Annotated in this window: 4 protein-coding genes and 1 pseudogene; all 5 read left to right on the forward strand. The window is 66.4% G+C overall.

Annotation, left to right across the window (positions count from 1 at the left end; genetic code table 11):
* Nucleotides 1–249: pseudogene (locus CAPSK01_RS06400) on the forward strand (hypothetical protein); the annotation flags it as partial.
* Nucleotides 246–1,271, forward strand: coding sequence for a toll/interleukin-1 receptor domain-containing protein (locus CAPSK01_RS06405; RefSeq protein WP_034924112.1), 1,026 nt, complete (start codon nt 246–248; stop codon nt 1,269–1,271). The pseudogene CAPSK01_RS06400 and the gene CAPSK01_RS06405, both read left to right, overlap by 4 nt.
* 276 nt (nt 1,272–1,547) lie before the next feature.
* Nucleotides 1,548–3,713, forward strand: coding sequence for a hybrid sensor histidine kinase/response regulator (locus tag CAPSK01_RS22095; RefSeq protein WP_273703205.1), 2,166 nt, complete (start codon nt 1,548–1,550; stop codon nt 3,711–3,713).
* Between the two features lie 266 nt (nt 3,714–3,979).
* On the forward strand, nt 3,980–6,736 hold the full coding sequence (gene ppc, locus CAPSK01_RS06415; RefSeq protein WP_034924129.1) for a phosphoenolpyruvate carboxylase: 2,757 nt from the start codon (nt 3,980–3,982) through the stop codon (nt 6,734–6,736).
* 318 nt (nt 6,737–7,054) lie between these two features.
* Complete coding sequence (locus tag CAPSK01_RS06420) at nt 7,055–8,476, forward strand: DUF2252 domain-containing protein (RefSeq protein WP_034924133.1); 1,422 nt, start codon at nt 7,055–7,057, stop codon at nt 8,474–8,476.
* Nucleotides 8,477–8,576: the final 100 nt, after the last annotated feature.

Below are 8,576 nucleotides of genomic sequence, written 5' to 3' on the forward strand. Positions count from 1 at the left end.
GCCGCGGCGCGGCGCAGCTTCGACGAGAGCCTGCAGATGCGCCGCCGGCTGGCGGCCGCGAACCCGGCGTCGGCGGAAGCGCAGCGCGACGTGGCCGCGTCGCTCTGGCGGCTCGCCACGATCGGTGGCGGCGTCACCTGGCGGCAGGTCGCCGACGCCTGGCTCGTCCTGCAGGCGCGTGGCGTTCTGTCGCCGGTCGATCAAGCGTTTGTCGAAGCCGCGCAGCGGCGCGCGGCCAGCGAGCGATGAGCGACTGCTTCGTCAGCTACAAGCGCGAAGATCGGCCGCGCGTCGAGCCCTTGGTCAGCGCCTTGCGTGGCGTGGGCGTGTCGGTGTGGTGGGACCAGGACATCGGCGGCGGCGAGCGCTGGCGCGAGACGATCGTCGAGCAGCTCGACGCCGCGCGCTGCGTTGTCGTCTGCTGGACGCACGCGTCGACCGGACCCGACGGGGCGTACGTGCGCGAGGAGGCGGAGCGCGCCAAGACGCGCGGCGTTCTGCTGCCGGTGCGCCTCGACGCAGTGGCGCCGCCCTTCGGTTTCGGCGAAGTGCAGGCGCTCGACCTGACGACGTGGGACGGCGCGACCGACGCCGTGTGCTGGCGGCATTTCGTCGATACGCTGCGCGCGATCGTCGACGGGCGGCCGCGCCCGCCGGTGCCGCCGGGGGGGCCTTATCCGCCCTGGCGCATGGCGGCGGTGCTGCTCGCTGCCGTATCGCTGGTCGGCCTGCTCATCCCCCTCGCCGGCTGGACGCCGGTGATGTGCCGCGCCGCTGCGCTGCGCGAGGCGTGTCGCGCGATCGGCGTCGGCGGCGTACCGGCGCGGGCCGACGAGGAGGCGTGGGCAGCGGCCCAGCAGGCGGTGAAGGACAGCGGCCGCGGCGACGGCTATCGCGCTTATCTGCGCGACCACCCGGCCGGGGCTTTCGCCGCTGCGGCGCAGGCGGGGCTGGCCGCGTGTCGCAACCTGGCCGACGAGCGCTGGCAGCGGAGCGACGACGCGTTGCCCTTGGTCGTCCCGCCAGCGCTGTCGCCGGCGGGAAGCGAAGCGGCGGCGCGCGAGCGCAGCGCGGCCGATGTGCAGCGTCAGGCCGACGCGCTCTGCGCGGTCTACGAGAAGAGCCCGACGCACAAGCTGCTTGGTGCGACGCCGGACGCGCGCGGCTGGCGCTGCCGGCCGGAGAATCGCGGCTGGACCTGCGCCTTCGACGGGCAGGTCGTCTGCCAGCTCGAAGTGCGCCGCACGCTCGGTCGCGAGGCGTGTACCTGACGCGCTGGCGCGCCGGTCGGCCCCCTCGTCTTGCCGCTGGCGCTGCATCGCCGTCGTCTGCCGCCACGGTCTGTTCGCTGCGGAGCAGCAATCGCTGCCGGTGGCGACGCTGCCGGGTGCGGCCCGGCAGCGCTTCTACTTCCATCGCGACGACGCTCCTGGTCCGGACGACAGCGAAGGCTGCCGGTAGCGCCAGCTGGCTTGGCGCACCTATCGCGGTCGGGGCCCGTGTCGTGCATACTGGAGTCGACTCACATAATATGGGGAATCCCGAAGATGATGTCTTACGGAAAGACCGCCCTGATTGCTTACGTTCTCGCTGTCGGGCTGGCCATTGGAATTGTCGGCCAGCAGCTTTGGTCGGGCTACGAGCAGCAAGTGCAGAGCGCACGGAATACGGCGGAGAACTTGGCGGGGATCCTGCAGCAACGTCTCAATGCGACATTGAGGCGTACTGATGCGGCGCTGGAAAGCCTGGTCGCTTCGGTGGACACCGCGGCCCTCGACCTGTCCGCGCGTGCGCGTTTCGAGCACCAGGTCACCCAATCTCTGGCCATGAGTCGCAGAAACTTTCCGGAGATTTCGGCGTTTCGCTTCATCGGCGCGGATGGTAACCTCCTTTATACCTCCGATCCGATAGCCACCTTTGCCAATCTGTCGGATCGTCCGTACTTCGTCACCCTGCGGGACGACCCGAAGGCTGGGCTGGTGTATTCCGATGTCCAGATTTCCCGCTTCACCGGACAGACGGTCATCGTCATGGGGCGAGCGATACGCGACACGTCGGGAAAATTCGTCGGCGCCGCGATCGCCGTGCTCGATCTTGCCACCTACGTTGCGCTGTTCGACTCCCTGGATATCGGTCCGCGAGGCTTGCTCGCCATCCGGCGTACCGACAGCAGATCCGTGCTCCGACGACCGCCCGACCCGGCGCTGACGAATCAGCCGATTTCGCATCCGATCCAGACCTTGATCGACCAAGGGGAAACCAAGGGCAACATCCGCTACAAGGCAGTGACCGATGGCGTCGAACGTCTGTTTGCCTTCAGCCGCGTTCCCGACTACCCGTTCTATTTCATCGTCGGCCTGGCCACCGACGACTTTCTCGCGGGATGGCGAAGGCAGGCCATTGCGTCGGTGGGGCTGTTGTCGCTGGCGCTGGTGATCTTTTCCTGGCTGCTCGCCAAGCTGGCGCGCGCCCGCGCGCAGGCGACCGAACGGGCGCAGCGCCTGGTGGAACGAGAACAAAGACTGCGTGAGGCGCTCCATGCCGCCGAAGCCGCCAACCTTGCCAAGAGCCAGTTCCTGGCAACCATGAGCCACGAGCTTCGCACGCCGATGAATGGCATTCTTGGCATGGCGCAAGTCCTGCTGCTGCCGGATCTGCTGGAAGAGAATCGACAGAAGTACGCGCGGATCATCCTCGACTCTGGCCAGACGCTGCTCGCCCTCCTCAACGACATCCTCGACATGTCGAAGATCGAAGCGGGACGAATGGAGCTGGAGTATCTGCCCGTCGCCCCGGCGCAGCTTGTCGAAGAGGTGGCCGCGCTGTTTACCGAGCAGGCGGTTGCCAAGGGGCTGACCATCGAGACCGCCTGGACTGGAAAGCGGGACGCGTGTTATCTGATCGATCCGGTCAGGTTGCGCCAGATGCTCGCCAACCTGATCAACAACGCCATCAAATTCACGAGCCAAGGGTTTGTGCGCATCGCGGGGTGTCCGATCGAATCGTCCGGGGCGGCGCTCCTGGAGTTCTCTGTCAGCGACAGCGGCATCGGCATCCCGGCGGACAAGCAGCCATTGCTCTTCCACGCTTTTTCGCAGGTCGACGCCTCGACCACACGGAAATTTGGCGGTAGCGGCCTCGGCCTTTCGATCGTGGGCAATCTGGCCCGACTCATGGGCGGCGAGGTCGGGGTCGAGAGCTCGGAAGGGAATGGCACTCGCTTCTGGTTCCGAATCCGGGCCCAGGAAGCCGGCGCCGATTCCGAACGCCCGACAGCCACCGGAGAACGGGAGGCCGGGCTGTCCTTGCGCAAACACAGACATGTTCTGGTCGTCGACGACAACGCCGTGAACCGCATGGTGATCGAGGCCACTCTCGAGGGCCGGGGTGTGCGGGTCGACAGTGTCAACGATGGTCAGGCGGCCGTCAGGTTCGTCACCTCCGGTGCCGTTCCGGACCTGGTTCTGATGGACTGCCAGATGCCCGTCATGGACGGTTTCGATGCCACGGCCTCCATCCGCCGGTGGGAGAAGGAGGGCGGCCGCAGCCGTCTGCCGATCATTGCCCTGACGGCCAGCGCTTTCCAGGAGGACCGCGATCGCTGTCTGGCAGCCGGCATGGACGACTTTCTCACCAAACCCGTCAACGCGGACGATCTGGCGGCGACGCTCGTCAAGTGGATGGGAGACGAGGTGAAACAGCAGTCGGCTTGACGATGTTCCCGATCGGTCAGCTTCTCAGCCGCTGGGCTGCTCGCCGCCCCATGGGTACAGACGCGGGATCCGGTAGGTGAGCAAGCTCAGCAGTCAGAAGAAGCCCCTGGAGGAAACGGAAGCGATTCCCCATCGGCGCCGGAGCACGAATTCGATCAGCGCGTCGCCGGGTAGGTGCGGGATGGAAATGGCCATGCGCAAAGGGCTGAAGCAAGACCAGCGGCCATTGCCGGTCGTGAGAAGACTTAACAGAAAGGAATTCCGTGATGACTGAGGATTTTCCCGAGGACAAGGATCTGCCGCTGCGCGAAGACATCCGGCTGCTCGGCCGCCTGTTGGGGGACACCCTGCGCGCACAGGAAGGCGAGGCGACCTTCGAACTGGTGGAGCGTATCCGGGTCAGCGCCATCCGCTTCCATCGCGACGAGGACAGCGGCGCCAGGCAGGAACTGGCAGCGATTCTCGACAGCCTGTCGCGCGACCAGACGCAAACCGTCGTGCGCGCCTTCAGTTACTTTTCGCATCTCGCGAACATTGCCGAGGACCAGCATCACATTCGGCGCTCGCGTGCCCACCTGATCGCGGGATCGCCACCGCATGCCGGCAGCCTGGCGCATGCGCTTGCGCGCGCCCGCGCCGCCGGCTGCGATCCGGCACAGTTGTCCGGTTTTTTCGACGACGCATCGATCGTTCCCGTACTCACCGCCCATCCGACCGAAGTCCAGCGCAAGAGCACCCTCAACGGGCAGCGTACGATCGCCCATCTGCTGCATCGGCGCGACAACAGCCGGCTGACGCCCGACGAACAGGAGTCGCTCGATGAGGAGTTGCGGCGGGCCGTGCTCGCCCTCTGGCAGACGCGCATGTTGCGCACCACGCGGCTGATGGTCCTCGATGAAGTGGTCAACGGGCTGTCGTATTACGACTACACCTTCCTGCGCGAACTGCCACGCCTCTATGGCTGGCTGGAGGATCATCTCGCCGTGGCCGATGGCGGACGCCCGGTCAGCGAACTGCCTGGTTTCCTGCACCTGGGCAGCTGGATCGGTGGCGACCGCGACGGTAATCCCTTCGTGACCGCTCCCGTCACGCGCGCGGCCCTGCGCCTGCAGTCGGTGCGTGCGCTGCGTTTCCACCTCGACGAGATTCACGCCCTGGGAGCCGAATTGTCGGTCGCCGAGGGCCTGGTCAGCGTCTCCGACGCGTTGCAGTCCCTGGCGGACCGCTCGCCCGACACGGCCGCTGCACGCAGCGACGAGCCCTATCGGCGAGCCCTCACCGGCATTTACGCGCGTCTGGCGGCTACCGCGCGCAGCCTCGACGGCCTCGAGCCGGAACGGCCTCCGGTGGGTGAGTCGGCCCCCTACGCCCACTGCGGGGAATTTTCGGCTGACCTGGATGTGATCCACCGCTCCTTGGTCGCCAACGGCTCAGAGCTGCTGGCCCGCGGCCGCCTGCGCGCCTTGCGCCGTGCGGCCCGCGTCTTTGGCTTCCACCTGGCGGCACTCGACCTGCGTCAGAACTCCGAGGTGCACGAGCGCGTGGTCGGGGAGCTCCTGGAGGCCGTCTGCCCCGGCATCCGTTACCGCGAGTGTGACGAGGCCGGACGTATCGACTTGCTGCTGCGCGAGATCAGCTCGACGCGGCCGCTGGCCTCATCCCACCTCGCCTACAGCGACGAAACGCGTGGCGAACTGGAGATCTTTCGTACCGCCGCCGACGCCCATCGCGCCTACGGCCCGGAAGCCGTGCAGAACTACATCATTTCGAAGACGGATGGTGTCTCGGATCTGCTCGAAGTTGCGCTGCTGCTCAAGGAATGCGGCCTGCTGCTGCCGCAGTCGCAAGAGCTGGCGGTGAACATCGTCCCGCTGTTTGAAACCATCCCGGACCTGCGCAACTGCCCGCGGGTCATGGACGACCTGCTGTCGTTGCCGGCCTACCGGAGACTGGTCGCCAGCCGTGGCGATCTGCAGGAGGTTATGCTCGGCTATTCGGACAGCAACAAGGATGGCGGCTTCCTGACCTCGGGCTGGGAGCTGTACCGGGCCGAGATCGCTCTGGTCGAGGTGTTCGCCCGCCACCGCGTCAGGCTACGCCTGTTCCACGGACGCGGCGGCTCGGTGGGTCGCGGTGGCGGTCCGAGCTACCAGGCGATCCTTGCCCAGCCGGGTGGCGCGGTTCAGGGCAGGCTGCGACTGACCGAGCAGGGCGAGGTGATTGCCAGCAAGTACTCGAATCCGGAGGTTGGTCGGCGCAACCTCGAGATCCTGGCATCAGCCGTGCTCGAAGCGACCTTGCTGGCGGCACCCGACCCGGCGCCGCGGCCGGAATACCTCGAGACGATGGCCATGCTCTCGCAGTCGGCTCATCGTGCCTACCGTGGCCTGGTCTATGAGACCGACGGCTTCGAGCGTTACTTCTGGGAATCCACCGTCATCGCCGAGATCGCGCATCTGAACATCGGCAGCCGGCCTGCCTCGCGCAAGAAAACCACCGCCATCGAGGATCTGCGGGCAATACCCTGGGTCTTCAGCTGGGCGCAGTGCCGTCTCATGTTGCCGGGCTGGTACGGCTTTGGCACGGCAGTGCGCGAGTTTCTCGCCGCGCATCCCGATGGGCTGGCGCTGCTGCAGCGCATGCACCACGAGTGGGGCTTCTTCCGCACACTGCTCTCCAACATGGACATGGTCCTGGCGAAGAGCGATCTGGCGATCGCCGCCCGCTACTCCGAACTGGTCACCGATCCCACGCTGCGCGCGGCGATCTTCCCGCGTGTGAAGGCCGAGTGGCAGGCGACCATCGACGCCCTGCTGGCGATCAGCGGGCAGCAGTGTCTGCTCGAGGACAACCCGCTGCTCGCCAGATCGATCCGCAACCGCTTTCCTTATCTCGACCCGTTGAATCATCTGCAGATCGAGTTGATCAGGCGGCTGCGTGCCGGCAACGCGGATGAGCGGGTCAAACGTGCGGTCCACCTGACGATCAACGGGATCGCCGCCGGTCTGCGCAATAGCGGCTGAGGCGACTGCGCAAAGGGCTCCGCCTCGCTCGCCAGTGCGGCCGCCGACGAGACAGCGCACCGGGCTGGCTCGCTGCGCACGCGGCTGTCGTCGGCTGCGCCGTGCAGCCATGTTCCCCCTGGGGCCTGGCGCTTACCTTGCCCAGGCCTCGACACGCGGCTGTTCGGCCAGTCGATTGCTCCCCTGCGGGGGCGTTGAACGCGGACCCCAAGAGGATCGAGCAACCCTTCCTCCCGCGATTACCCGCGAGGCCTCCAGGGCCGGTTTGTATGCTCTATACTGATCTGGAGAGCATTGTCAAACGGAGGCTCACCCAAGATGTCCAGGAACAGGCTTGATGACAAACAGGAAGACGTCACCGCTGCTCCTGCAGCGCTTCTTTCGCCGCAGGAGCGCCGTGCGCACGGGAGCGCGCTGCGTGAAGTGGTGCCGCGCGAGGCGCAGGGCGGATGGAAACCGCCCAAGAAGCGGCGCGACCCGATTGAAGTGCTCACGGCATCGAACGAGGGACGGATGCCCGAACTCGTGCCGATCCGCTTTGGCCGGATGCTGCAGTCGCCGTTCACCTTTTACCGCGGTTCGGCGGCGATCATGGCGGCTGACCTGGCCGCCACCCCGAACTCCGGACTCCGGGTACAGGCCTGCGGTGACGCCCATCTGTTGAACTTCGGCGGCTTTGCGACGCCCGAGCGGCAGGTCATCTTCGATGTCAATGACCTCGACGAGACGCTGCCGGCGCCCTGGGAGTGGGACCTCAAGCGTCTGACCGCGAGCATCGTCATCGCCGGGCAATACCTGCACCTGCATGAAAACGAGGCCGCTCGGGCGGCGACGGCGACGGCGCGCGCCTATCGCGAGCGGATGGCTGACTATTCGTCGATGCGCGCGCTCGACATCTGGTACGACACGATCTCGCTCGAGCGCGTCCAGGCCGAGATGGCCGGAACCAGCGACAAACTCAGGAAGACCTTCGCCAGGCGGGTCGAGAAAGCGCGCCAGCAAAGCGCTGTCGAAAACGTTTTCCTGAAGCTCGCCGAACATCATGGGGCGCTGCCGAAGATCAAGGACAATCCGCCTCTCGTCTTTCACCCCAGCGAGGAACGAGCCCCGGGGATGCGGACGCAGTACCGGGAAGCCCTGGCAAGTTACCGCGATTCCCTTCCCGAACACGTGCGCATGCTCTTCGACCGTTTCCACCTGTGCGACGTGGCGGTCAAGGTCGTCGGTGTCGGCAGCGTTGGCACCCGATGCCTCGTCGCCCTGTTCATGGCCGCCGACAATGACCCGCTTTTCCTACAGATAAAAGAGGCGCGGGAATCGGTGCTCGAACCGTATGCAGGCGCGAGCCTGCATACCAACCACGGCGAGCGGGTGGTTGCCGGGCAACGCCTGATGCAGGCGGCAAGCGACATGTTCCTCGGCTGGACGACCGGGAAGAATGGCCGACACTACTATTTTCGCCAGTTGCGCGATGTCAAGATCAGCGCGATCGTCGAGGGATGGGACGTTGACCGCCTGACCACCTATGGCCGGCTGTGCGCCTGGGCACTGGCGCGAGCACATGCGCGTTCGGGCGATGCGGCGCTGATCGCGGGCTACATGGGTTCAAGCGCCGTTTTCGACGACGCCATCTGCGAGTTTGCCGTTGAGTACAGCGACCAGAATCAGCGCGACTACCGCGCCTTCGTCAAGGCAGTCCGCGAAGGACGACTCGAGGCGCAGGTGGAGGAAAATCCATGAGTCCGACTGCCGAGGCGGAACAAGCGCGACCCGCGAGTGCCTTGGCGGGTGCCCCTCCGGCACGCGGCTGGCGCGCCGTCTTTCCCCCGGCGCAGTGGCT

The organism is Candidatus Accumulibacter vicinus, from assembly GCF_000584955.1.
Lineage (GTDB): Bacteria > Pseudomonadota > Gammaproteobacteria > Burkholderiales > Rhodocyclaceae > Accumulibacter > Accumulibacter vicinus.